General features: G+C 61.2%; 20 protein-coding genes and 2 tRNA genes. 10 read left to right on the top strand and 12 right to left on the bottom strand.

All coding sequences use genetic code 11. The annotated features are described in order from the left end of the window. Positions 1 to 7: 7 nt before the first annotated feature. Together NTA49_RS09070 and NTA49_RS09065 are read right to left on the bottom strand one after the other, a co-directional pair. Positions 8 to 304: a PRC-barrel domain-containing protein gene (locus NTA49_RS09070; RefSeq protein WP_258294400.1), complete on the bottom strand. Its 297-nt coding sequence runs from the start codon at positions 302 to 304 to the stop codon at positions 8 to 10. A 123-nt stretch (positions 305 to 427) separates the two neighbouring features. Then, positions 428 to 967 carry a DUF421 domain-containing protein gene (locus NTA49_RS09065; protein WP_258294399.1) on the bottom strand — a complete coding sequence of 180 codons (540 nt, stop codon included), beginning with the start codon at positions 965 to 967 and terminating at the stop codon, positions 428 to 430. 261 nt (positions 968 to 1,228) lie between these two features. Between NTA49_RS09065 and NTA49_RS09060 the strand changes: the two genes are divergently transcribed. The 5 genes from NTA49_RS09060 to NTA49_RS09040 all read left to right on the top strand — a co-directional run bounded on the left by NTA49_RS09060 (position 1,229) and on the right by NTA49_RS09040 (position 7,884). After that, a complete protein-coding gene (locus NTA49_RS09060) occupies positions 1,229 to 1,990 on the top strand; it encodes a Crp/Fnr family transcriptional regulator (RefSeq protein ID WP_258294398.1) in 762 nt (253 codons plus the stop codon). 140 nt (positions 1,991 to 2,130) lie between these two features. Beyond that, complete coding sequence (locus NTA49_RS09055) at positions 2,131 to 5,208, top strand: CheR family methyltransferase (protein ID WP_258294397.1); 3,078 nt, start codon at positions 2,131 to 2,133, stop codon at positions 5,206 to 5,208. Positions 5,209 to 5,309: 101 nt separating this feature from the next. Next, positions 5,310 to 5,663: a PRC-barrel domain-containing protein gene (locus tag NTA49_RS09050; protein WP_258294396.1), complete on the top strand. Its 354-nt coding sequence runs from the start codon at positions 5,310 to 5,312 to the stop codon at positions 5,661 to 5,663. A gap of 131 nt (positions 5,664 to 5,794) precedes the next feature. After that, positions 5,795 to 6,718 (top strand): CAP domain-containing protein, encoded by a 924-nt coding sequence (locus tag NTA49_RS09045; RefSeq protein ID WP_258294395.1) that lies wholly within the window; start codon positions 5,795 to 5,797, stop codon positions 6,716 to 6,718. A 41-nt stretch (positions 6,719 to 6,759) separates the two neighbouring features. Beyond that, positions 6,760 to 7,884 carry an AI-2E family transporter gene (locus NTA49_RS09040; RefSeq protein WP_258294394.1) on the top strand — a complete coding sequence of 375 codons (1,125 nt, stop codon included), beginning with the start codon at positions 6,760 to 6,762 and terminating at the stop codon, positions 7,882 to 7,884. 303 nt (positions 7,885 to 8,187) lie between these two features. Here NTA49_RS09040 and NTA49_RS09035 read toward each other — a convergent pair whose 3' ends face one another. Genes NTA49_RS09035 through NTA49_RS09025 form a run of 3 tightly spaced genes read right to left on the bottom strand, consistent with a single transcriptional unit; the run spans position 8,188 to position 11,047 of the window. Further along, the gene (locus tag NTA49_RS09035; RefSeq protein ID WP_258294393.1) at positions 8,188 to 9,504 is read right to left on the bottom strand and encodes a TRAP transporter large permease; all 1,317 of its coding nucleotides are present in this window, start codon (positions 9,502 to 9,504) and stop codon (positions 8,188 to 8,190) included. Beyond that, positions 9,497 to 9,988, bottom strand: a complete 492-nt coding sequence (locus NTA49_RS09030) for a TRAP transporter small permease (RefSeq protein ID WP_258294391.1) — start codon at positions 9,986 to 9,988, stop codon at positions 9,497 to 9,499. The genes NTA49_RS09035 and NTA49_RS09030 overlap by 8 nt, the downstream gene beginning before the upstream one ends. A gap of 54 nt (positions 9,989 to 10,042) precedes the next feature. Further along, complete coding sequence (locus NTA49_RS09025) at positions 10,043 to 11,047, bottom strand: DctP family TRAP transporter solute-binding subunit (protein WP_258294390.1); 1,005 nt, start codon at positions 11,045 to 11,047, stop codon at positions 10,043 to 10,045. A 118-nt stretch (positions 11,048 to 11,165) separates the two neighbouring features. On the opposite strand from NTA49_RS09025, the gene NTA49_RS09020 reads away from it, so the two are divergent. From NTA49_RS09020 to NTA49_RS09005, 4 genes are read left to right on the top strand one after another with little or no spacing between them, the layout of a single operon-like run. Continuing rightward, positions 11,166 to 12,014, top strand: coding sequence for an IclR family transcriptional regulator (locus NTA49_RS09020; RefSeq protein ID WP_258294389.1), 849 nt, complete (start codon positions 11,166 to 11,168; stop codon positions 12,012 to 12,014). Then, positions 12,011 to 13,180, top strand: coding sequence for an acetyl-CoA acetyltransferase (locus tag NTA49_RS09015; RefSeq protein ID WP_258294388.1), 1,170 nt, complete (start codon positions 12,011 to 12,013; stop codon positions 13,178 to 13,180). Before NTA49_RS09020 ends, NTA49_RS09015 begins: the two co-directional genes overlap by 4 nt. Then, positions 13,177 to 14,745, top strand: coding sequence for an acyl-CoA synthetase (locus tag NTA49_RS09010; RefSeq protein WP_258294387.1), 1,569 nt, complete (start codon positions 13,177 to 13,179; stop codon positions 14,743 to 14,745). Before NTA49_RS09015 ends, NTA49_RS09010 begins: the two co-directional genes overlap by 4 nt. 34 nt (positions 14,746 to 14,779) lie before the next feature. Beyond that, positions 14,780 to 15,553 (top strand): hypothetical protein, encoded by a 774-nt coding sequence (locus NTA49_RS09005; RefSeq protein WP_258294386.1) that lies wholly within the window; start codon positions 14,780 to 14,782, stop codon positions 15,551 to 15,553. A gap of 321 nt (positions 15,554 to 15,874) precedes the next feature. On the opposite strand, the gene NTA49_RS09000 is transcribed toward NTA49_RS09005, so the two are convergent. The 6 genes from NTA49_RS09000 to NTA49_RS08975 form a co-directional block, all read right to left on the bottom strand. After that, complete coding sequence (locus NTA49_RS09000) at positions 15,875 to 17,164, bottom strand: TRAP transporter large permease (protein ID WP_258294385.1); 1,290 nt, start codon at positions 17,162 to 17,164, stop codon at positions 15,875 to 15,877. Positions 17,165 to 17,167: 3 nt separating this feature from the next. Then, on the bottom strand, positions 17,168 to 17,650 hold the full coding sequence (locus NTA49_RS08995; RefSeq protein ID WP_258294384.1) for a TRAP transporter small permease: 483 nt from the start codon (positions 17,648 to 17,650) through the stop codon (positions 17,168 to 17,170). Positions 17,651 to 17,735: 85 nt separating this feature from the next. After that, entirely contained in the window at positions 17,736 to 18,749 is a 1,014-nt protein-coding gene (dctP, locus tag NTA49_RS08990) for a TRAP transporter substrate-binding protein DctP (protein WP_258294383.1), read from the bottom strand. Between the two features lie 160 nt (positions 18,750 to 18,909). After that, entirely contained in the window at positions 18,910 to 20,145 is a 1,236-nt protein-coding gene (locus NTA49_RS08985) for a M24 family metallopeptidase (RefSeq protein ID WP_258294382.1), read from the bottom strand. A 503-nt stretch (positions 20,146 to 20,648) separates the two neighbouring features. Then, positions 20,649 to 20,723: transfer RNA gene (locus NTA49_RS08980), tRNA-Asn, on the bottom strand. A gap of 80 nt (positions 20,724 to 20,803) precedes the next feature. Then, the gene (locus NTA49_RS08975) at positions 20,804 to 21,715 is read right to left on the bottom strand and encodes an MBL fold metallo-hydrolase (protein WP_258294381.1); all 912 of its coding nucleotides are present in this window, start codon (positions 21,713 to 21,715) and stop codon (positions 20,804 to 20,806) included. A gap of 46 nt (positions 21,716 to 21,761) precedes the next feature. Here NTA49_RS08975 and NTA49_RS08970 point away from each other — a divergent pair, with 46 nt between their 5' ends. Then, a complete protein-coding gene (locus NTA49_RS08970; RefSeq protein ID WP_261368225.1) occupies positions 21,762 to 23,075 on the top strand; it encodes an ATP-binding protein in 1,314 nt (437 codons plus the stop codon). Between the two features lie 126 nt (positions 23,076 to 23,201). Here the strand turns inward: NTA49_RS08970 and NTA49_RS08965 are convergent. Beyond that, positions 23,202 to 23,278, bottom strand: a tRNA-Ile gene (locus tag NTA49_RS08965). Positions 23,279 to 23,399: the final 121 nt, after the last annotated feature.

Here is a 23,399-nt window from a genome sequence, read left to right as displayed (position 1 = left end):
CGCCCGATCAGTGATGATGTTCGGGCAGCTCTTTCAGCTGGTCCTTGGTCATCATGGTCGTCGCATGCACATTGCCGTTGGGGTCACGCATGAAGGTCAGGCTGGACACATCGAGGGCAACAGGCTTTGCGCCGATCCCAAGGAAGCCGCCCACATCCACGACGACCTGAGCATTCGGCCCGGTGCCGTGGAAATGCGAGACATTGCCGATATCGTGGTCCTGCGGGCCATAGACATTGGCGCCTTCCAGATTGGAAGCGTTCAGCTCTTCCGGGGGCAGGGGGGTATGCGTGGAATGATCCATTTTCACGTCTCCTTTTCGTCTGTTTCAACTGTGAGAAAAACGTCCGGCCTGACGATCTGTTCCGATGCGGCGCGCACGGCGCTTGCCCTTCGGCAGAAGCCTGCTGAGCGGACCGATCCTTGCCTATGACAGTGCGCCGGGGTCCAGACTGTGCACGTCCTGCAGCGCCGGCTTTTGGACCTTCTTGTCGGTCTTTTCCAGCACGCTCAGCGCCGCGTTCGCTTCGAGAATAACGCTTTCCACATTGGCCAGATCGACGACACCGTTTTCACGCACGGCGGAGAGCACCTCGTATTCGCTGACCCGCTCGCGGCGCATCGCGTTGGTCAGGAACCTGTCGTCGTGATAGAGCAATGTGGGCTCTGCCCGCACGACCTTGGCCACCATGGCAGAGCGGACCATCGTGAAGGTCAGCAGCCATTGCATCAACAGCAGGACAGCGATTGCGCTGGCCGATTCCAGGATCGTGATGTCCTTGAGCAGGATGCCCGAGGCCATCAGCGACCCCATGGCGACCGTCACGACCCAGTCAAAGTTGTTCATCTGCGACGTCGAACGCTTGCCGCTGATCCGAATGAACAAGATCACGGCGACGTAAAGGATCAACGCCGAAAGCAAGGTTCGGCCAAGATCGCCAAACCCGTCGAAAAATAAATGCTCCATTTGTTAACCCCCCTTGATGGTGTCGGATCGCAAGGGTTGCCCATGTTCCACATCGCACCCTGCCTTGGGGTCTCAACAGAGCAGCGGGCCTTCGGTTCCCTTCGTATGACCCACGGGTTGCGCAAATCGAAGCTCTGCGATGGGCCCCGTTTGAGCGTGTTTATGCCAGCCGGTGATCACGAAAACTTGACAATTGCACGGGATCAAAAAACACTCGCGGTGCGTGTGTCGACATCTTTAAGTCGATGGAGGAGACGAAACATGTCGCACCCGGCGGATCGGAAAACAAGCAATGCACAGGTGCCTGCCGCGATCAGCGCAGGGCTGAGCCGTCTGAATGTCGCTCCGCTGTCCGTGGCCGCGGGCACCGATTTTCAGCACGAAGGGGACGAGGCGGAAACCGTCTATCTGGTCGAATCCGGTTGGGTGGCCTCCTACACCGATCTCAACCAGGGACAGCGGCAGATCCTCTATCTGCATCAGGCGGGCGATATCGCGGGCTTTGCCGATCTGGGGTCGAAAACCGCCAGCTGTTCGCTGCGCTCGCAGCGCGATTGCGTGCTGTTTCCGATCCCGATCTCGAAACTGCAATCGCCGGAGTTTCTGTCCGTGGCGACGATCACGGCGCTGTTTCAGAAATATGCCCAGATGCAATGCATCCTGATGCGCACGCTGGCGACCGTAGGCCGGATGGAGGCGCGCCACCGTGTCGTCTGGCTGATCCTGATGCTGCACGACCGGGTGGTGGGCGACAGCGGGGACCAGATGTTCGAAATTCCCCTGAACCAGTCGGAAATCGGCGATTTCCTGGGGCTGACGAATGTATCGGTCAGCAAGATGTTCAGCCGTCTGGCAGAAGAGGGGTACATCGAGCGCAAGGGCCGCAAGATACTGGTGCGCCGTCTGGCAGACATGCAAAAGATGATCGGCTATCAAAATGTGCCCTACCGCCCCGAGGCGATGTTCGCACCGGTACAGGCGCACACGGGCAAGTCCGCGCGCAACCGCGCATTGAGCAACTGACCAAGCCCCATGCGTGTTAAAATGGATTAACGGGTCGGGGCTTTTCGCCTGATATTCGACGTCTTGGGCTTGCGATTCATCCGGCAAACCGTTTCATCGGTCCGTGGCCCTTGCAAACTACGGAAGATCAATAACCGCCCATGAACGATGATCAGCCCCTTATCGTAGGAATTGGTGCCTCTGCCGGCGGCATCAACGCAATCACCGAGTTGCTGGAGGCCATTCCGCCGCGCTGCGGGATGGGGTTCGTCATCGTGACCCACCTTAATCCCGACCGCGAAAGCCTGCTGCATTCGGTGCTGTCACAAAAGACCGAGATGACGGTCAAGGTCGCGCGCGACGGTGACAAGGTCGAGGCGGACACGGTCTATGTCATGCCCGAACGCTGCTACCTTACGATCAGGAACGGCGCGCTCAAACTGGTCAAGTCGGCACCGGGCGTGCGCGAACACAAACCGATCGACACGTTCTTCAGCGCACTGGCTGAGGACCAGACCGACAACGCCGCCGCCATCGTGCTGTCGGGTGGCGACGGCGACGGCACGCTGGGCGTCAAGGTGATCAAGGAACACGGCGGCGTGACCTTTGCCCAGACAGCGGATGGCGGCGGCCCGCTCAATTCCGAGATGCCGGAAAGCGCCATCGCCGCAGGGTTCGTCGACTTTGCGATCCCTGCCGGAGAGATGCCCGAAAAGCTGGCCGAGATCCGCGACAGCCGCGCCAAGCTGGACGCGCTGGTGATCGCCAAGGACATGGACCCGAACGACAATCCGCCCCAGGTTCAGAAATCCATCTGCGATATCCTGCAAAATGAAACCGGGCATGATTTTTCGGGCTACAAGAGCAAGACGTTCTTTCGCCGTGTCGCCCGACGGATGCAGGTGCGCCAGATCAGCGATCTGGAAGGCTACTGCGCGCTGTTGAAACAGGAAAGCGAGGAGGTGACATCGCTGTTTCGCGACCTGTTGATCAGCGTCACCAACTTTTTTCGCGACACCGAGGCCTTCGCAGCACTCGCAGAGCAGGTCATTCCGAAACTCTGCGAGAACCGCGATGCCAAGAACCCGGTTCGGATCTGGGTGCCTGCGTGCACCACGGGCGAAGAGGTCTATTCGCTGGCCATCCTGATCACCGAACATCTCGAGGCCAATTCGATCACCTCGCCGGTGCAGATCTTTGCCACCGACATCGACGAATCCGCATTGGCGATCGCCCGACAGGGGCGATACCCCGAGCAACTGGTCCGCGACGTCAGCCCCGAGCGTCTCGAGCGGTTCTTTCATCAGGACGGCGTAAGCTATGTGGTGTGCAAGAAGGTGCGCGAGATGTGCATCTTTTCCCCCCACAACGTCATAAGCGATCCGCCGTTTTCGCGTATGGACATGGTATCGTGCCGCAACCTGCTGATCTATTTCGGCCCCGAACTGCAACGCCAGGTCATTCCCACCTTTCACTATGCGCTGAAGGTGGATGGCTATCTGTTTCTGGGCACCTCGGAAAGCATCAGCCAGTTTCACGACCTGTTCAGCATCGTCGACAAGAAACACCGCATCTTTCAGGCGCGCGATCACGGCAACCGGCGCTGGAGCCCGATGAGCCTGAACCAGCGGGTGACCGACAGAAGCGTGGGCACCGACATGCAGGATCGGTTGACGGACATTCAGATGCGCCACAGGATCGAGCGCCATATCCTGGAAAACCACACGCCTCCGCACGCCGTGGTAGGCCAGGACGGTGAAATCGTCTTTGTGTCCGGGGGGACCAGTTCGGTACTGGAGCTGCCGCGCGGTGCGCCCTCGCGCAATTTGCTGGACATGGTGCGCCGCGAGTTGAGGATCGAGCTGCGCAACGCACTGCGCGAAGTGGCCGAAACCCACCGGGCGGTGACGCGCAGGAACCTGCCGATGACGACCGCGACCGGTGACGGTCAGATCATGAACATCACGGTGGAACCCCTGCGCTGGTCGACCGAACGCAGTGCGCTGTTCATCGTGTTCTTCCAGCTGGGAGAAGAACCCGCTGCAACGGCGTCGCCCGCCTCGGCAGAAGGAAAGCGGGCCAGTGAAGCGGTGGAGCACGAATTGCGCGAGATGCGCGAGCGTCTGCAATCCACCGTGGAAGAATACGAGACCGCGCTGGAGGAACTGAAGTCCTCGAACGAGGAACTGGTCTCGGTCAACGAAGAGGCGCAGTCGTCGAACGAGGAGCTTGAAGCCACCAAAGAGGAAATGCAGTCTCTCAACGAAGAGCTGAACACGATCAACGCCGAGCTCAAGACCAACATCGAGGATCTCGACCGCGCCAACGCCGATTTGCGCAACCTGTTCGACGCGACCCAGATCGCGACGGTGTTCCTGGATGGCGAGCTGGTGATCCGCACCTTCACCCCGGCCGCGGCCGAGCTGTTCAACCTGCGCAACGCTGATGTGGGTAGGCCGTTGCCCGAACTGGCCAGTGTCAGCGATTACCCCGAACTGCGCGAACACATCCGCGAAGTGTTCAGTTCCGGCGAGGTCTATGAGCACCGCCTGTCGCGCTCGGAGCACAAGTCGCACTACCTGGTGCGGATCACCCCCTATCTGGGCGAGAACCAAGAGGTCGAGGGAGCGATCGTCACGCTGGTCGATGTGACGTCGCTGGTCGAATCCGAAGAGCAGCAAAGGATACTGATCGCCGAGCTGAACCACCGCGTGAAGAACATGCTGGCGGTGATCGTGACCATCGTAAAGACATCCCTGCGCGGCAAGGGGGTCGAAGCGGACGTCCTCGAGACGCTGATCAACAGGTTGCAGGGCATGGCGCGCGCCTATGGGCTTTTGTCGGAAAGATCGTGGACCACCGTGGGCATGCGCGACATCGTGAATGGGGAACTGTCGATATTCGAGGCCGACCGGTTCCACGTGTCCGGCCCGAACGTGAACCTCGACCCCTCGCAGTCGCTGTCGATCAGCATGGTCATTCACGAACTGGTCACCAATGCGGTCAAATACGGCGCACTTTCAAACCACGACGGCACGCTCGAAATCAGGTGGACCGTCGCCAAGGGCGTGCTGGAACTCGACTGGAAAGAACGCGACGGTCCCCAGATCGACGCGCCGGATCAGAACGGCTTTGGCTATGTGCTGGTCGAGGGTCAGATCGAACAGCAACTGGGCGGCAAGCTGGACGCCGAATTTGCCAGGGACGGCTTGGTTCTGAAAATGCAGTTTCCTCTGTAAGCACAGGCGCGCGCTGACGCTTTCCGCGGGCCCGCGCAAGTTAAAGGGGAACCACCCCAAGCTCCCTCGCGTTTTTATTTACCGAAATAAGGAGCAGACCCATGAAACCCGTAATTCTCAGCTTTCTCTGTGCCACACTTGCCGCACCCGCAGTCGCGCAGGACGCCGAAGTGGGCTCCAACCTGCCGGTGAACACCCGTGACGACGCCTTCCTGCAAAGCGCCGATGACATCGACGTGGTCTCCGCCACCGGTGAGAAGATCGGCGAGGTCGAGGAAATCCTGATCAACGCCGAAGGCGTTCCGGCGGGCGTGCTGATCGAATTCGACGGCTTCCATCTCTTCGAGGATGACGACGTCGCCGTGCCACTTGAGGCCCTGGAGTACAACGGCACCGCCTATGTCTCCAAGATGACCGAGGAACAGCTGGCCAACCTGCGCCCCTGGGACGAATAACGCGACAAACTCTGACAAACATCGGGCCAGCGCTTCATCTTGCCCGATAAACTCCCCCCCGGAGGGCCGATCCGCCCCAAGCGCACCCGGTGGCGAATGCATTCGGACCGCATCCAAAACGAGGACACCGCATGCTGAAAAGGTTTCTGCTCGCATTGATCCTTGCAGGCACCGCTGCCGCAGCACAGCAAGGTGCCAGCCCCGATCAGATGCGCGCGCGTGCGCTGGAACTGGTCAACGCGGCCCGCGCCGCGCAGGGGCTGGCGACACTCACCGCAGGGCCCGCGCTGAACAGTGCGGCCAGCGCCCATGCGCGGGACATGCTGCAACGCGGATTTTACGCGCATGTCTCGCCAGAGGGCGCAGGGCCCCGTGATCGCTACCTCGCCGAAGGCGGCAGCAAATGGGAGCTTGTCGCCGAGAACATCGCCAAGTGCACCGGCTGCCCGATCCCGCCCACGTTGGACCGGATCGAGGCCTTTCACACCGGCTGGATGAACAGCCCCGGACACCGCGCCAACATCCTGCGACCGGGGCTCACGCGTTTCGGCTTTGCGGTCGTGGCGGGCGACGACACCATCTATGCCGTCCAGACCTTTGCCGGACCGGGCACGTCGCAGGGCGCTGAAACGGGCGCGACAAATGCGACAGGTCAGATCGACCCATTGGAAACAACAGCCCGCGCGCTGGAAGCCCTGAACCCCGCCCGTCGCGCGGCGGGCGTGCCGCTACTCTCTGCCAGTGCCGCGCTGACCGCGTCAGCCGCAAACCTCTTGCCACAGGACCTTACCGGGTTTGCATTGCAAAACATTGGCGGCCTGTCCGGCGTGCAGGGCAATTGGCGGCGTCTCTATTCGGTTGCCGGGGCCTGCGGCGGCTGCGGTGGGCAGGTGGTGGCGGGCGACGTCTCGGATTTTGTCTCGCGCTGGCTTGACGCGGGCAACGCCAACCGCGCGACGCTGCTGGACAGCAACATCACGCAGATCGGCATGACCGTTCGTTCCGACGGGCAGGGGCGCAAGATCGCCGTTCTGCTGCTGGGTCAGGCCCGGTAACCGCCCTGAACATCGAAACGACCTGAGAGAAAGGACACATCATGGACAGCACCCACCCGGATCAGAACCCGCGCGTTCAGCGCACCGCGATGATGTGGCTGCTGACGGTGATCGTGGTCATCTTGTCCGGCTGGGCGCTCAGGGCGACGGCCACGGTGTTCGTGCCGCTGGTGCTGGCCTTCTTCCTGACACTGATCGTGCACCCGCTGGACCGCAAGACGGCGGAGCGGCTGCCCTCCAGGGTCTCTTGGCTGGGGCATGTGGTGGCCTTGCTGGCCGTGCTGCTGGGGGTGGGTATTTTCATCGGCTGCCTTTGGGTTGCCGCAGAACAGATCGTGGCCCGGTTCGAGAACGCGGGCGACATGTCGATGCTGTCGGGACTGGATCTTGGCACCGCAGATGACGGCAACGACGGCAAGACCACCCAGCTGGAACAGGCCTATGCAAGTGCGGTGGACTCGCTTCAGGGGGCGATCTGGGAGCGCGTTTCGGGTTTTGCAAACGGCGTGGTCAACACCGCCGGCACCACGCTGGGCGGGCTGATCCTGGTGCTGTTCCTGACGCTGCTGATGCTGATCGAAGCGCCGAAGTGGGGCGCAAAAATGCAAAGCGCCGCATCGCAGAGCACCGCGCAAGAGCTGCGTGCGGGCCTTGGCGTCTTTGCCCACCGGCTGATGCGCTATCTGATCACCCGCACCATCCTGGGGCTGATCACGGCCCTGCTTTACGTGGGCTGGATGTGGATCTTTGATCTGGACCTGCTGATCGTCTGGGGGCTGCTCGCCTTCCTGCTGAACTTCATACCCACCCTTGGCTCGATGATCGCGGGCGTGCTGCCGGTGATCTATGCCTTTGTTCAAAAGGATTTCTCGACCGCCTTCCTGATCGGTTCGGGCCTTTTGGTGATCGAGCAGGTGATGGGCAACTTCGTCGATCCGCGCGTGCAGGGGCGTCAGGTTTCGATCTCGCCGCTGGTAATCCTGGTGGTTCTGGTTCTGTGGGGCTGGATCTGGGGCATCATGGGCGCGATCCTGGCGGTGCCGATCACCATTGCGGCCATCATCGGTTTCGCCCATTTCGAGCCGCTACGGCCCTTCGCGCTGTTCCTCAGCAACGAAAACAGCATGGATGACCTCGACTGTATGGCGCAGGGCGAAGATGGCTAGGTATGCCTGTGACCCGTCCTGATGGTTCGTTTTGAACAGATCCGAAGGCTTACAGCTTTAATCAAGTTAACTCTGCCCCACTCCATCAGGATACGGTCAGACGGGAGCAGACCGTAGCCGGTGATGCGATGACAGTTTGCAGCGATGGACGAAGCTTTCCTTGCCGGGAGCCAAGTCACTGCATCTTTTGCGTTTTCCAAGTTTTAGGTAGGTAGGATGACGCGGTGGCCCTCGGCATGGAGCAAGGGCGCTCGGCAAGTCCAATGCTGCGGGTGTCACGGGTCTTCAACCCGCCGATATCATTCATTTCAGCATCTCAGGCAGGAAGAGGGACAAGGCAGGGACCGCCGCCACGATCGCCAGGCCGATGACGCTGATCGCCAGGAACGGCAGTGCCGCGCGGGCGATGCTTTCCAGCGGCAGCCGGGTTATGTTTGCGGCGACGTAGAGGTTGATGCCGACAGGCGGGGTGATGAGGCCGATGGCGAGGTTCACCATCACCAGTACGCCGAACCATACCGGGTCCCAGCCCAGTTCACGCACGACCGGCATGAAGATCGGCAACGAAATGAACATGACCGTCACAGGATCCATGAACATGCCCGCGATCAGCAGGATCAGCATGATCACCATCAGGATCACCGCGCCGTTGTCCGACAAGCCAAGCAACTGGCCGGAATACTGACCGACGAGGTCTTCGACGGTGACGACCCAGCCGAAAAGGCTCGCGTATGCGACGACCAGCATGACAACCGCAGAGGACGACGCGGCATCGGTCAGCGCATCGTAGAGCGCGCGGACTGTCAGCGTGCGGTAGGCGAACGCACCGACGGCTATCGCATAGACCGTGGCGACAAGAGCCGCCTCAGTTGGCGTGAAGATGCCGGAGTAGATTCCGCCGAGGATCACCACGGGCGTCATCAGTCCCCAGAACGAAGAGCGAAAGCTGCGGCCGAGGTCGCGCAGGTAGCCGTTGCTGACGGGCGCTGGGGAAAGCTTGTCCAGTCCCTCACGGCCGCGCGGCTTGATGAAGGGCAGAACGACCAGCATCAGCAGCCCCATGAAGAGGCCGGGCACGATCGCGGCGATGAAGAGGCTGGAGATCGAGGTCTCCGCGATCACGCCGTAGATCACAAGACCGATGGACGGCGGAATGACGATGGAGAACGCGGCCCCGGTGCAAACGAGGGCTGCGGCGGCGGCGCGGGGATACCCATCCTCCTGCATGCCCTTGATGATCATGGGTCCGATGGCCGCGACCGAGGCGGGGCCGGACCCTGAGACTGCGCCCCAGAACAGGCAGACCACCGTGCCGACGACGCCCATGCCGCCGGGCAGGTTGCCGATCAGGATGCGGAAGAAACGGATCATCCGCTCCGCGATGCCCAATGTACCCATCAGGGTCCCAGCGAGGATGAAGAAGGGGATCGCCAATAGCGCGTATTTTGCGATGCCTGTGGCGATCAGGTCACCGGCAAGTTCAAAGCCGAAACCGATTTTCCACATCGCATACATGGCCGACAGGCCAAGCGCGAAGGCCACGGGCACGCGCAGTGCCATCAGCAAGAAGAAGGCGACGATCATCTGGGTGCCGGCACCCATGCCAAGGATGTCAGACACTTGGGGTCGCCTGCGGTTCTTGGGGCGGTGCTTGCCATGTCTCTGATGCGTGTTGCAGGTAGCGGATGATGATCAGCGCAAAGCCGAAAGGCAGGCCAATCTGATACCACCACGCGGGCAGGCCGAGGGCGTAGCTGCGGATGCCGCTGTCGATCTGATTCATCAGCGTGACCCATGAAAACCAGGCCGATGCCGCGAGCAACAGGACCGATAGGATCACCGAGAGGACAAAGACCGCCTGTGCCGCGCGCCGGGGAAGGGCTTCCTGCACCAGCGTCACCGCCAGATGCTCGCCCCGCCGCGCAGCGATCGCGGCGCCAAAGACGGTCAGCAGCAGGAAGCCATTGGTCAGCACTTCCTCTGACGCGGCGAATGAATAGTGGGTGGCATAGCGGACCACGACGTTGATGAAGCCGATAAGCGTCATGCCAAGGAACAGCACGGCGCAGACGATCTTTTCGAATTCACGCAGCACAAAGCGCATGGCAGTGGTCCTCCCCGGATCGGCTCGGCCCCGTGAGAGGGCCGAGCCGTTGCCTCAGTTGGTTGGGGTCGCGGCGATGGCGTCCTGGAAGCTGCCGACGATGTCCTCGCCAACCTTGGCCGCCCATGTATCGAATGCAGGCTGGGTTGCAGTGCGGAAGGCGGCGAGTTCGTCCTCGGACGGCTCATAGACTTCCATCCCCTTGTCGCGCAGGAAGGCGACACCCTCAGCCGTGCCTTCACGGGTGATCTGGCGCTGGTATTCCATCGCTTCTGTCGCGGCAGCGCGCATCTGCTCCTGCGTGTCCGCATCCAGTCCATCCCAGACTTGGGTGGAAACGCCGAGGAAGATCGGATCGTAGGAATAATGCCAGGTCGTCAGATATTTCTGCACCTCAAAGACCTGCTGTGGAATGATGACCGCGCCGATCGGGTTTTCCTGACCGTCGACAACGCCCTGTTGAAGCGCTGTCATCGTCTCGCCCCACTGCATCTGCTGGGGATTGGCACCAAGTGCGTTCATCACGTCGATATACATCGGACCCGCAACGCGCATGTTCAGGCCTTTCATGTCGTCCGGAGACATGATCGGACGGACGTTGTTGGTGACTTCACGAAAGCCGTTTTCACCCCAGGCCAGCACTTCGATGCCCTTCTCACGCAGGATATCTTCCAGCTGCTCTACGGGCTCGCCCTGCGTCGTCGCATCAACCTGCGCGTAGTTGGCATAGAGGTAGGGCAGCGAGAAGACGGCCATCTCGGGCACCAGTGGTGTCACGTTGATCGCGGACGTCACCACGATGTCGAGCGCACCGCGGCCCACCATCTCGGCCTGTTTCATCTGGTCGCCGCCAGAAAGCTGGGCGTTCGGAAAGACGCGGACGTCATAGGCGCCGTCGGATTTCTCGGCCAGAAGTTCACCGAATTTCTCGGCTCCCTTGTGCCAGGTCGTGGTGTCGCCGGTGTTGTGCGACAAGCGCAGGGTCTCGGCATGGACCGCGCCGGACAGGACGGTGGTGGCAAGCATGGCGGCCAAAGCGGCCTTTGCAAAACTTTTCATGGTAGTTCCTCCCTCATTAAGTCACAATGTGGAACAGAGATCGACGGCTTGGGCAAGATATTTCTTGCATTAGAAGATGAGATGCGCAGATCCTTGAGGGAAAGTCAGGGAAGCAAGGGTGAACAAAGAGAGTGTGGTCCATATTGTGAAAGATCATGGCGATGTGACCCCGGCCAGCGGCAGCCAGGCGGTAGACCGTGCGCTGGCGTTGTTGCAGATCACCGGGCGACACGCCGGACACGGTGTGGCGCTCTCGGAGTTGATCGCGGTTTCCGGGCTGGGCAAGCCCACGGTGCGGCGGCTGATGCTGGCGCTGATCCGACGCGGACTGGTGGAACAGGACGGTACCACGCGGCTCTATCATCTGGGTGAGGAAAGTTACCTTCTCGGCACGCTGGCGACGCCGCGTCACGGCCTGCTGGAAATAGCAGCGGATGCGGTTGTACGGCTGGCGAAGGCAAGCGGCGACACGGCCTTCGTCAATATGCGGCGCGGGTCCACCGCCGTCTGCCTGCACCGTGAAGAAGGGGCATTCCCGATCCGCACCCATGCTTTGGAGACAGGTGCGCAGCATCCCCTCGGGATCGGCGCAGGTTCGCTTGCCATGTTGAGCGCGCTGCCGGACGCAGAGGTCGACGTGCTGCTGGCAGACAACGCCGGTAGGCTGGCGGCGGATTATCCGAACTATGACGCGGACCTGTTGCGTAGCGACGTGGAGGCGACACGCAGACGCGGCTTTGCATTGAACCCTGGACGGATTGTGGCGGGCAGCTGGGGGGTAGGCGTGGCCTTGCGACGCCCTGACGGTTCCGTTGCCGGGGCTCTGTCCATCGCGGCGATCGACAGCCGGTTGCAACCGCCCCGCGATGCGGAACTGGCGGCGCTGCTGACGCGCGAGGCACGAGATATCGAACTGCGGTTGGCGCGGCGGATGCCGCAGATCGCTGAACAGGAGGAACCAAGATGACAGACCCTTATATCGTGGGCTGGGCGCACACTGCATTCGGCCGCAGCGAAGCCCCGGACACCGAGGCGCTGATGGCCGAGGTCACGGGCCCGGCGCTCGACCATGCGGGTGTCGCGGTGGAAGACGTCGACGGCATCTTTGTCGGTGTCTTCAACAACGGCTTTTCGGATCAGGATTTTCAGGGCGCACTGGTGGGCATGGGCAACGACGCTCTGGCCCGTGTTCCGGCCACCCGTTATGAAAACGCCTGCGCCACCGGATCCGCTGCGCTGCACGGAGCGATGGATTTCATCGCCAGCGGGCGCGGCAAGATCGCGCTTGTCGTGGGGGCTGAAAAGATGACCGCCACGCCGGGCGTGGAGGTCGGAGACATCCTTCTCGGCGCGTCTTACCGGCGCGAGGAATCCGACGTGCGCGGCGGCTTTGCAGGGCTGTTCGGGCAAATCGCAGGAAATTACTTCCAGCGCTATGGCGACCGGTCCGAAGAGCTGGCGATGATCGCCGCCAAGAACCATCACAACGGGATGCAGAACCCTTTCGCGCACATGCGCCGCGATTTCGATGTGGCCTTCTGCAACACCGTGTCCGACAAGAACCCCTTTGTCGCGGGCCCCTTGCGGCGCACGGATTGTTCGCTGGTGTCCGACGGGGCGGCCGCGCTGGTGCTGGCGGCACCCGAGGTCGCAGCAGAACTGCAGCGCGCGATCCGTTTCCGGGCGCGTGCCCACACCAACGAGCCGATGGCCCTTTCACGCCGGGACATTACACGTTTCGAAGGCGCACGGCGGGCGTGGAGCGAGGCCTATGCCACCGCCGGCGTGAACATTGACGACCTGAGTTTCGTGGAAACCCACGACTGCTTCACCGTTGCCGAATTGCTGGAATACGAGGCGATGGGACTTGCGGAACCTGGGCAGGGCGGCCGCGCAATCCGCGAGGGCTGGACGACCAAGGACGGTCGGCTGCCGGTGAACCCTTCGGGCGGATTGAAGTCCAAGGGGCATCCCATCGGGGCGACCGGCGTGTCGATGCACGTCATGGCCGCAATGCAACTGATGGGCGAGGCGGGGGGAATGCAGATACCCGATGCACGGTTGGCCGGTGTGTTCAACATGGGCGGGGCAGCGGTGGCGTCCTATGCCTCCATTCTAGAACGGGTCGCATGATGCAGCCGGTTTCGACCCGCGTGATGAACCTGTCGCAGTTCCTGACGGGCTCCGCCCAACGGCACCCAGGCGACATCGGCCTTGTCTGGGGTGACGTGACCTGGACCTGGGCCGAATTGGAGGCGCGATCAACCGCCTTTGCCGCCGCCCTGCGCGACCGCTACGGGATGCGAAAGGGCGACCGCCTGCTGGTACAATCCGCCAACTGCAACCAGATGTTCGAGGCCGCCTTTGCCTGCTGGAAGCTCGGCTGCGTCTGGGTGCCTGCCAACTTCCGCCAATCTCCGGAAGATGTTGCCTGGCTCGCCGCCTCTTCCGGGGCCAAGGGGTTGCTGGCAGGGGCAGAGTTCGCGGACCACATCGCCGCCTGCGATGGGGTCGCCTTTACCGTGACCATCGGCGGTGAAGGAGAAGACGATTACGACGCACTCGTCGCAGCCCACGCGGATGAAACAGTTTCGGCCACCGCCGTGGACCGCGACGATCCGGCATGGTTCTTCTTTACCTCAGGCACGACTGGCAAGCCGAAGGCGGCGGTGCTGACCCATGGCCAGATGGCCTTCGTCGTGACCAATCACCTGTGCGATCTTATGCCGGGGACGGGACCTGAGGATGCCTCGATCGTCGTCGCACCTCTGTCGCACGGCGCAGGCATTCACCAACTCGCGCAGGTCGCGCACGGGGTTAAGACGATCCTTCCCGGCGGGACGAAGTTCAACGCGGCCGAAGTCTGGCAGCTTGTTGAACAGTGGCGCGTCACCAATGCCTTCACCGTGCCCACCATCGTGAAGCTGCTGGTCGAGCATCCTTCTGTCAATGATCACGACCATTCCAGCCTGCGCTATGTGATCTACGCCGGCGCACCCATGTATCGCGCCGACCAGGTGCGCGCGCTGGACGTTCTGGGGCCTGTCCTGGTGCAGTACTTCGGGCTGGGCGAAGTCACGGGAAACATCACCGTGCTGCCACCGATCCACCACTCCACCGACGATGCCGCCATGCGCATCGGTACGTGCGGCTTTGCGCGCACGGGGATGCAGGTTCAGGTTCAGGACGCTGCGGGGGACGAGGTCGCGGCAGGAGAGACAGGCGAGGTTGCCGTCATCGGACCTGCCGTTTTCGCGGGCTATCATGACAACCCGGAGGCCAACGCCAAGGCGTTCCGTGACGGCTGGTTCCTGACCGGTGACCTCGGTCATATGGACGCGGAGGGGTTTCTCTACCTGACCGACCGGGCGTCGGACATGTATATCTCGGGCGGGTCCAACATCTACCCACGCGAAATCGAGGAAAAGATCTTGCAACACCCCGACATCAATGAATGCGCGGTGCTGGGGATGCCTGACCCGACATGGGGCGAGGTCGGCATCGCCGTCTGCGTCGCGCGGGGCGCTGCTCCCGATGACGCCGCCTTGCTGGAATGGCTGGGGGCGAAGGTGCCGCGGTACAAGATGCCGAAGACTGTCGTGTTCTGGGACGAATTGCCGAAATCGGGTTACGGCAAGATCACCAAGAAACTGATCCGTGCCGAACTGCTGGCGCGCGGAGACCTTGCCGGTGTCTGAGGCGCGGACATTGATCCACCCCGGTCCGGTCGCGGTGGAACGGATCACTGCGGTGCCGTGCATTGCGACGCACCGGCGGGTGACGCTGAAGGCGGGCGCGACGCTTTTGCAGGCGATGACCGATGCCGCGGGTGGGGCAGGTGCCTGGTTTGACTTGACCGATATGCCGGTCGAGACGCTGACATTCGTCCGCCCCGCTCGCGCCCCAGACGATCGCCACGTGGCTTGGTACAGCGCCGAGACAGTGCTGACAGATGCCATCGTCCTGCAGGCCGGAGCGCACCTGGGGCGGCGGGACGGGGCGGCATTTGCCCATGTTCATGGCCTTTGGTCCGAGAAGTTTGGGCCTCACCATGCGGGACATCTGTTGGCTGAGGCAACGGTGTTGTCCGTCGATCATGTGGTCGATGTCTGGGTGCTGGACGGCGCGCTTCTGGAAAGTGCGCCAGACGCGGAGACGGGGTTCACCCTGTTTCGTCCGATTTCCACCGGGCCGGTCGTCAGCCCGAACGCGGTGCTCGCGACGATCCGGCCCAACATTTTGATTGATGAAGGTCTTGCGAGGTGCTCTGAAGCCTCCGGTCTGCCGATCAAGGCTTTCAAGGGACTGGGCAGCCTGATCGGCACCCGGTTGAACCGCCAGCCAGCGCTCGTCGATCATGCAACGGAGGTCCTGCTGACAGGCGATAAGGGGCAGGGTGTGATCGCCGTGGGGTTCGACGGACCGGCTGTCACCGGTGATCTGGCGCCGGGTTCAAATCGGGTCTGTGTTACCTTCGAGGTTCTTTTGCTGTCTCAACCGACCTGACCGCCCTGAATATTGCCATCCCGAAATCCAGATGGAACTGCTGAACTGTGGATGGCGTGAAGGTTATCTACGAAATCGGGGGCTTAGATCAATCCTGTTGGAAGAAGATCTGTTGACGGTGGGCTGAGCGAACGCGGTTGGTCAGGTTGGTCATCCCCAATCAGGATGAGCTTCTCAGTTTCGACCCGGAGCCTGTTCCTGCCCAATTACTGTGGCCCACTAACTTGTGGCGCAGAGATGTTCACTGAAACTAAATGATGGTGACCGTTCGGAGGGGACCGTTCAAAGTCAATGCCCAGGCCAGGATATTGGCGGCAGAAATCAGAACAAGAGATCCGGAAGAAACAGAGCGATGGCGGGAAACAGCTTCAACACGCCGATGGCCAACAGATGAATGACCCAGTAAGGCACAGTTGCACGTGCAACGCGGCCAAGGCTGACTTCGTTGTTGGTCAGGCTGGCCAGAACCGAAAGGTTCAAGCCAACCGGCGGGGTGACCTGGCCGATCTCGATCACGATTGTTATCATGACGCCGATCCAGATGGGATCATAGTCCAACCCAACCAGCAGTGGGAACACCACCGGCAAAGTCATGATCATCAGAGACAGGCCGTCGAAGAAGCATCCGAGCACGAGGTAGATGAGTACAACAAGCAACAGGATCGTGTAACGGTCCAGTCCGCTGTCGGCTACTCCGTTCAGGATCTGCTGGGGTACTCCCAAAATGCTGACTGACTGCGCCAGGACAGTGGCGCCCAACACGACAAAACCGATTGCGGAAAAAAGGAGAGTCGCGTGAAAGATCGCCTCACCCAATTTCTTGATCGTCAGATCACCCCAGAGAAAGGAAATGATTGTCGCCAACACGACACCGAGGGCCGCAGCTTCGGTCGGGGTCGCCAAGCCGCCTATGATGCTGCCGATCACCGCGAGTATCAACAACAGCAGCGGCCAGACCTGTCCCAGCCCGCGCACCACAGCGATGAAGGGCAGGTGAACCTGTTCGCGCGGTGCGACATGAGGATGGCGTAGCGCCTTGACGAAGATATAGGCCATGAAGGCCGCGCCGATCAGCAAGCCCGGCACGATACCAGCCATGAACAACCGTCCGATGGATGTTTCGGTAAGAGCGCCGAAAATCAGAAACGAGAGACTTGGCGGGATCAGCAGACCGAGGGTGCCGCCGCCGGCGAGACTTCCGACGATGACATCCTTGTCATATCCGCGGCGCGTCATTTCCGGATAGGCGACCGATCCTACCGCCGCCGCGGTCGAAAGGCTGGACCCGCTGACGGCGCCGAACATGGTGCAAACCGCGATGTTCGTATGCAGCAAGCCTCCAGGCACCTTGCTGAAGACCGGAGCGAAGGCAGCGTACGCTCGATTGCTGACTCCGCTGCGCAAAAGGATTTCCCCAAGCAGGATGAACAGCGGTACGGCACTGAGGGTAAAGGAATTGAACACGTTCCAGATTGCGTCCACGGCGAGCGCGGTAGCCCCGTTGGAATAGACCTGCAGCAAGATCAGCCCGGTCAGTCCAAGAGCAGCCCCGAGTGCCACCCCGGTGGCTGCACTGGCCACCAAAACTCCTAATAGGGTCGTCCAGAACATCGCTCAGGAGTCCGTCTTTACAATGTCAGTTTCTGCGGTCGAAACCTTGGGCAGCGCCTCCAGCGATACATTCCGCTCACGCTCAAGCAGGCCGGTCAGTCGCGCGGCAAATATCACCCATGTCAGCCCTACTGAAAGCGGCAGGGCCGTCATCCACGGGTACAGCAGCAAGCGTGCCGTTTCGGTCTTGAGGTTCCTCTGCCATGCGAATTCAAGCCATGGCATCGCCTTGATGAAAATCCATCCAAAAAATGTCATTCCGACCAGAACCGCCGCCACATGTACCGCGCCCCCGAACCGGGGTTCCAGAGCGTTCGAGACAATCGACACGCGCACATGCTGCGCCCTGAGCGTTACCAGCGGCAGACCGAGAAACAGCATCGCGCTCAACAGAAGACCGACGACATCCTCGGTGATGTGCAGCGGAGAGCCCGCAACACGACGCATGATCACACTGGTCGTGACCAGTCCGACAATTACGATCATGCACAGCGACGCGGCCAACGCCAAGGCAAGGGCCAGGCGATCGAGCCCTTGCGTAAAGAGACGTCGAACACGCGCCACCCGCGGCTCAGCGTCCCAGGGCCGTCAGCATGCGCTCACGGTAGTCGAGCGCGTTTCCACCCGCTTCCTCGGCCAGCATTTTCCACGTCTCCGACACGGCTTCGACAAAAAGGGCGCGGTCGGATTCCGGGAAATCCTCACTCCAGACGATACCTTCTTCTGCCAGGCTCTCGCGCGCGGCCATCTCGTTCTCGATATCAGCGTCATATTGGTTGGTGCGATCCCACAGGTCATCTGCCGCCTGCGTTATCGCGTCGCGGATTTCAGGATCGGTGGACTCCCAAAGAGCATCCGACACCCCGAGAGCGTAAGGCGCCGAGGCCATGGGATATAGAAACGATGCGTATCCAGTGACTTCCTGCAAGGAAATCGTTTTGGCGTAGAGCGCTGGGTAAAGTGCACAATCTACGACCCCGGTACGCAGCGCCACGTAGGTTTCCTCCTGTGGGATGATCTGAGCCGCGACGCCGAGCCGCTCGAAGGTTTCGACCTGCTCGCGAGCCCAGACACGCAGTTTGACGTTGCGAAGGTCTTCCAGCGTGTTGACCGGCTCATCGCGGCAGAACACCGAAACCGAAAGCGTCGGAATGGCTACAAATCCGACGGTGGTCACGTCCCACTCGCTGTATTCCTCCTCGTAGATCTCCTGTGCGACAGGCAGCACATCAGTGAGTTCATCGACGGTACTGATTGCGCCTTGCACGAAAACGGAGCCGAGCGCCGGCGCATCACGGCCAAGGTAGTTCGCCCACATCAGGCTCATCTCTACAGCCCCGGTAGGCACGACACGCAGAAGGTCGGTGTTGGGCAGGCCCAGCGATCCGCCATGATAGACTTCAATTGAAAAATCCTTTTCTGCAAGCGCCGTATTCACGTCTTCGGCGAACTTTTCGATTTGTGCCGATTCCGGCCGCGTTTCAGGCAGGAAATTGTTGAGGCGCCATTCATCGGCCAGCGCAGGCGCGGCCAGTACGGCGCTTGTCGCGAAGGCAAATGCGGTGGTTTGCAATGAGGTTTTCATTATCTTGTCTCCCGTTGGGTCACTTGGCTTGCAGCTATGCTTGGTGTCTTGTTCTCATCTCTTATTTTAGTTTGTCACAGGCGGGTCAAGCCGTTGCGCATCATGTCTGCCGAGCTTCGACTTGGGTTTCGAGTGCCCTAAGTTCGCGATCACCTCGATGTCAGCAGGAAACGAGGTCGCGGGACAAGCTGTTCATGGAAACGGGTCCGGCATCGGTAATCTCGATCTGGTCCTCGATGATCATGCCGCCTACGCCGGTCACATAGATCGGACATTCGAAGGCAAGCACCATACCACTTTCTATTCGCGTCTCGGCCTGCGCCGAGATGAATGGCCACTCCTCGGTTCCGGGTCCAGTTCCAAGGCCATGACCGAAATGCCCCCTGCAGTAGCCGGCTAAACCTTGGCTGCGGATCGCGGATTGCGTGGCGCGGTGCACTTCAGCCAAGGCCACTCCTGGATGCAGCAGCGCGAACCCCGCCCGGAAACCGGTCATCAACGCCTCGTGCAGTTCTGTATGCAAGCGGCGCGGCGGTCCGACGACAAAGGTGCGACCAGTGTCGGACGTATATCCTTTCATCACGCAGCCCACATCCACCTTGATCAGGTCCCCGGACTTTGCAATTGCATCGCCGCCCCACGGGTCGGGGCCGACAGAAATGTATTCCCATGCACCTGTCATGGGAGAATTTGCGCCATGCGCCGCAACCGTTTCCTTCCATATCTCCGCAAGATCGCTTCGTGCGACACCGACCGTCACGGCGTCCCGAACTGCCGCGATGCCAGTTTCGGCAATACGCACCGCGCTGCGCAACAGCGCTATTTCTTCTGGGGATTTCATGGCTCGCAAACTGCGTGCAATCGCGGTCGCATCAACTATTTGCGCAGGGGCAAGTGCATCTGACAGCGCCGGACAGCCCTGTGCCGAGACGGCATCAAGCTCCACCCCGACACGAGATGCCTGCATGTGCTTTTCACTCAAGGCATCGCGAAGATGGCGGAAGCATGCGTCCGGGTCAAAGGTCTCGGGTCTATCGTTGTTAACCGGCCGGTGTGCCGAACCCCAGACAGGCGCGAATTCGACGGCGACGGAACCGTCGAGATCAGGATCCGCAAGCGTCATCGCCTCGACCCAGATAGGCGTATCGCGAACATCCTGGATATGACTTTCGCGACGAACGCCTGCTGCGAAAAGATCGCTGACGACAACCGTTTCCGGCATGTCCGGGTCGGCCGGAATAAGTACCGCGACGGCCCCCTCGCGCCGCCACATCGTTGCAACACCAGGTGACGTGCCAGTTGCGTGCGCGAAGGCTTCAGGCGAGAAAAGGATCAATGCGTCCAGTCCTTTGGCCTGCATCAATTTCTGAGCCGTTATCCGGTTCAGATATGCCATGAGAGCGCTCCTTCGGTAGGCTAATTTGTTTCACAACGAAGTCGCATGAACCATTTGAGACAACATGCGTCATGTTTCCCTGCGCATCAACACGATTGGCCAAAAGTGGAACCCAGCCCGCCGGATCAAGCTTCAGGCTGATCTCTTCAGGCTTGTGCCCAAGTATGAAACTCAGGAATTTGCTGTCACGTGCGGCTTTTGTAGCGGCGCTTGTCGTATTTTACGGGTTTCTTGCGCTGTTTGCCAGACTGATGCAGGATGCATCAGTAAGATACTGGAGATTAACGTTAGTTCACACCCGATTTCCGTTTAAGATTTACACCGGAGTTTGCCTTTCCTTAAATGAGCAGATCGGTTGGAAAGTATACGAGGGAAGTGGGGTGACGCGCATACCCGTCTTGAGAGAGACAGAAGGGTAACGAAGCTTGCATACAACACGTAACTAAAACGTAACTACCAAAAGCAAAAGCCTTAGCATTTTACTGCTAAGGCTTTGTATTTGTTGGCTCCGACGGTAGGGATCGAACCTACGACCAATTGATTAACAGTCAACTGCTCTACCGCTGAGCTACGTCGGAACGGTCTGGGCCGTATAGCAACAGTGTTTTCAGCCGTCCAGAGGGTTTTGCGGAAAAAATCAACTTTTCCCGGATGATTTTTACAGCGCCCTGAACGCGGTGTTTGCGGACATGGCGCCCAGGGGTTCCGCGCGGCCTTTTCCGGTCAGATCCACCAGGTGTGCCAGCACGTTGCGGGTGGCGGCGCCCAGCAGGGCGGGCGGGGTTTCGGTGTAGATCGCGGCAGCCAGTTCGGCGGCGGTTGCGGGGCCTTGGGCCAAGTGCGACAGGATCGAGGCCTCGCGGCTCAGACGGTGGCTGATCAGCCAGTCGAGACGCGCGGCGGTGTCGGTGACGGGCGCGCCGTGGCCGGGGTAGAACAGGCGCCACTCGCGCGCCTGCAACCGGGCGCAGGACGCCATGAAATCGGTCAGGTCGCCGTCGGGCGGCGACACCAGCGAGGACGCCCAGCCCATCACGTGATCGGCGGTCAGGCACGCATCGCCCCAGCCCAGGCAGAGGTGGTTGCCGATATGGCCGGGCGTGTGGATCGCCTCGAGCGACCAGCCGTCGCCGTCGATCACGGTGCCATCGGGCAGCGTCGTGTCCGGCACAAAACCTTCGTCGATGCCTTCGCCGCCGCCGACGGTGTCGTCCTCGGCCAGGATCTGCATCACCGCACTGCGACCCGCATGAGCATCGCCAAAGGCCAGCACCGGCGCGCCGGTGCGGTCTGCCAGCGGGCGGGCCAGCGGCGAATGGTCCAAATGCGTGTGGGTGACAATGATGTGGGTGATGCGCTGACCGGGCTCCACTGCGGACAGGATCGCCTGCAAGTGCGCATCGTCCGCAGGGCCGGGGTCGATCACCGCCAGACCGCGCGTGCCCAGAATATAGGTATTGGTGCCGCGATAGGTCATCGGCGACGGGTTCGGGGCCACGATACGGCGCAGTCCGGGCTCCAGCGTGTCGGCCACGCCGATCGTGGGGTCAAAATCATCGGGTGGCAGCATGGCAGGGGCTCTTCTATCCGCTTCGGTTCACCGTTAGGGTTTAGAGATGTCCTTTGAATGGCTCAAACACTATATGCCCCGAAGCCTTTATGGCCGTGCTGCACTGATCCTGCTGCTGCCGGTGGTTTTCGTGCAGATCGTGGTATCGGTACTGTTCACCCAGCGCCATTTCGAAGGCGTGACCGCGCAGATGACCAACGCCGTCGGGCGCGAGATCGAACTGGTGCTGGACACCGTGGCCGAAGCCCCTGACCGTACGCTGATCGGGCAGACGGTGCAGACCCGCGTTCCGCAGCTTGAAATCTATGCCAGCGCGGTGGAGGAGGCTCCGCTGGTGGATGATTGGGACTGGTACGATCTGTCGGGCAGCTACGTCGTGGCACGCCTGCACGAACGGGTGCCACGTGCCGTCACTGTTGATCTGTCCAGAAACAAGCGCGTGCATGTCTATGTCGAGATGCCCAGTGGTCTGGTGAAGCTGGACTTTGACCGGCGCCGGGTGTCGGCGTCAAACCCGCACCAGCTGTTTGTGAACATGATCTTTTTTAGCGTTCTGATCACCATCATTTCGCTGATCTACCTGCGCAACCAATTGCGCCCGATCAAACGGCTGGCGCGCGCCTCGGAGGCGTTCGGGCGGGGGCGGCACGTGCCCTATACGCCCGCCGGGGCCACCGAAGTGCGCGCCGCCGGGGCCGCATTCGTCGATATGCGCAACCGGATCGAGCGGCAGATCGAGACGCGCACGCTGATGCTGTCTGGCGTCAGCCACGATTTGCGCACGCCGCTGACGCGCATGCGCCTGTCGCTGTCGATGCTGGACGACGACGACCGCGAGGCGCTGGAACAGGACGTGGACCAGATGCAAAGCATGATCGACGAGTTCCTGAACTTCGCCAAGGGCGCGCAGGAGGGCGAGCCGGAAAGGATCGACCCGCTGGCCCTGATCCGCGACATCGTGGACGACCAGCAGCGGGCAGGGCGCCCCGTGACATTGGTGACGGCCACGGGCGAGGGCACCATCAACCTGCGCCCCATCGCGATGCGCCGCGCCATCGAAAACCTGATCAGCAATGCCGTGCGCTACGGGGCCAAGGCCGAGGTCAGCGTGGTCTTGACCGAAAAGTCGCTGCGTTTCCGGGTCGAGGACGACGGCCCCGGCATCCCCGAGGACCGCCGCGCCGACGCGCAGCGCCCGTTCACGCGGCTGGACCCTGCGCGCAATCAGGACAAGGGCGGCGGCGTCGGTCTGGGACTTGCCATCGCCACCGACATCGCACGCGCCCACGGCGGGGTGCTGCGTCTGGGCAAGAGCGAACGGCTGGGTGGTTTGCAGGCCGACATCGTGATCGCGCGCTGAGGTTTCTGGGGGCGTCTCGGCGGAAGATACGAGTCGTTGTGCTGGACTGCCCAGCATCGCGACGCGTTGGCGAGTGGCGCAACTTGCGTTAAAGTCCGCTCACAACGCGCCGAAATATAGGGAATTTGGTAGGCCCGGCAGGACTTGAACCCGCAACCAAAGCGTTATGAGCGCTCTGCTCTAACCAGTTGAGCTACAGGCCCCCTTGCGCGTTTGGGTATGTCGCCGCAGCCGGTTCGTCAAGAGAGAGCGTTGCGCGCGCGCGCGGGATGTTCTAACCCCCCGTCAAAAGCACGTCAAAACCGTCACATTTTCCCAAGGACA

The sequence above is a fragment of the Pseudosulfitobacter koreensis genome, assembly GCF_024733015.1.
GTDB lineage: Bacteria > Pseudomonadota > Alphaproteobacteria > Rhodobacterales > Rhodobacteraceae > Pseudosulfitobacter > Pseudosulfitobacter koreensis.
This window is presented reverse-complemented; position numbering and strand designations above follow the sequence as displayed.

Bases quoted from the DNA above. Each gene is read 5' to 3' on its own strand.
- NTA49_RS09070 (WP_258294400.1), bottom strand. From the start codon at position 304: ATGGATCATTCCACGCATACCCCCCTGCCCCCGGAAGAGCTGAACGCT.
- NTA49_RS09065 (WP_258294399.1), bottom strand. From the start codon at position 967: ATGGAGCATTTATTTTTCGACGGGTTTGGCGATCTTGGCCGAACCTTG.
- NTA49_RS09030 (WP_258294391.1), bottom strand. From the start codon at position 9,988: ATGCGCTTTGTGCTGCGTGAATTCGAAAAGATCGTCTGCGCCGTGCTG.
- NTA49_RS09040 (WP_258294394.1), top strand. From the start codon at position 6,760: ATGGACAGCACCCACCCGGATCAGAACCCGCGCGTTCAGCGCACCGCG.
- dctP (WP_258294383.1), bottom strand. From the start codon at position 18,749: ATGAAAACCTCATTGCAAACCACCGCATTTGCCTTCGCGACAAGCGCC.
- NTA49_RS09055 (WP_258294397.1), top strand. From the start codon at position 2,131: ATGAACGATGATCAGCCCCTTATCGTAGGAATTGGTGCCTCTGCCGGC.
- NTA49_RS09045 (WP_258294395.1), top strand. From the start codon at position 5,795: ATGCTGAAAAGGTTTCTGCTCGCATTGATCCTTGCAGGCACCGCTGCC.
- NTA49_RS08970 (WP_261368225.1), top strand. From the start codon at position 21,762: ATGTCCTTTGAATGGCTCAAACACTATATGCCCCGAAGCCTTTATGGC.
- NTA49_RS09025 (WP_258294390.1), bottom strand. From the start codon at position 11,047: ATGAAAAGTTTTGCAAAGGCCGCTTTGGCCGCCATGCTTGCCACCACC.
- NTA49_RS09050 (WP_258294396.1), top strand. From the start codon at position 5,310: ATGAAACCCGTAATTCTCAGCTTTCTCTGTGCCACACTTGCCGCACCC.
- NTA49_RS08985 (WP_258294382.1), bottom strand. From the start codon at position 20,145: ATGGCATATCTGAACCGGATAACGGCTCAGAAATTGATGCAGGCCAAA.
- NTA49_RS09015 (WP_258294388.1), top strand. From the start codon at position 12,011: ATGACAGACCCTTATATCGTGGGCTGGGCGCACACTGCATTCGGCCGC.
- NTA49_RS09000 (WP_258294385.1), bottom strand. From the start codon at position 17,164: ATGTTCTGGACGACCCTATTAGGAGTTTTGGTGGCCAGTGCAGCCACC.
- NTA49_RS09060 (WP_258294398.1), top strand. From the start codon at position 1,229: ATGTCGCACCCGGCGGATCGGAAAACAAGCAATGCACAGGTGCCTGCC.
- NTA49_RS08995 (WP_258294384.1), bottom strand. From the start codon at position 17,650: ATGATCGTAATTGTCGGACTGGTCACGACCAGTGTGATCATGCGTCGT.
- NTA49_RS08975 (WP_258294381.1), bottom strand. From the start codon at position 21,715: ATGCTGCCACCCGATGATTTTGACCCCACGATCGGCGTGGCCGACACG.
- NTA49_RS09010 (WP_258294387.1), top strand. From the start codon at position 13,177: ATGATGCAGCCGGTTTCGACCCGCGTGATGAACCTGTCGCAGTTCCTG.